Origin of the sequence: Photorhabdus viridis (assembly GCF_040256935.1) — a bacterium.
GTDB classification, from domain to species: Bacteria; Pseudomonadota; Gammaproteobacteria; order Enterobacterales; family Enterobacteriaceae; genus Photorhabdus; species Photorhabdus viridis.
Map to the genome: position 1 here is coordinate 1 of NZ_JBEJZY010000368.1, position 289 is coordinate 289.

Consider the following 289-nt stretch of genomic DNA (forward strand, 5'->3'; position numbering starts at 1 on the left):
ATTCATTTCAGTGGCGACTTGTGCCTGCGGATTGTAAACCAACGGTAAATTGGCCGTCATGCCTAAGTGGCTGTCACTGAAAAACAGTTTGTCGTCTTCAAACCAAAAATTTAGCCCTTCCTCGGCGACTAACCGGGCAAAAAAGTCATAATCGGACTCGCGCTTTTGCGTCACATACTCGCGTGTGTAATGAAACTCATTCAGTTGGGAGTCGGCCAGAATATAGTGTTTTTTCAGCAAGCTTTTTAGGATTTCCGGGACGCTTTGCCGATGATAAATCCGGCTGTCC

At 46.4% G+C, this 289-nt stretch carries 1 protein-coding gene; it reads right to left on the reverse strand.

What is annotated here, in order from left to right; all coding sequences use genetic code 11:
• The coding region (locus ABR397_RS23775; protein WP_350307844.1) for a contractile injection system protein, VgrG/Pvc8 family at positions 1–289 on the reverse strand (289 nt) is incomplete at both ends.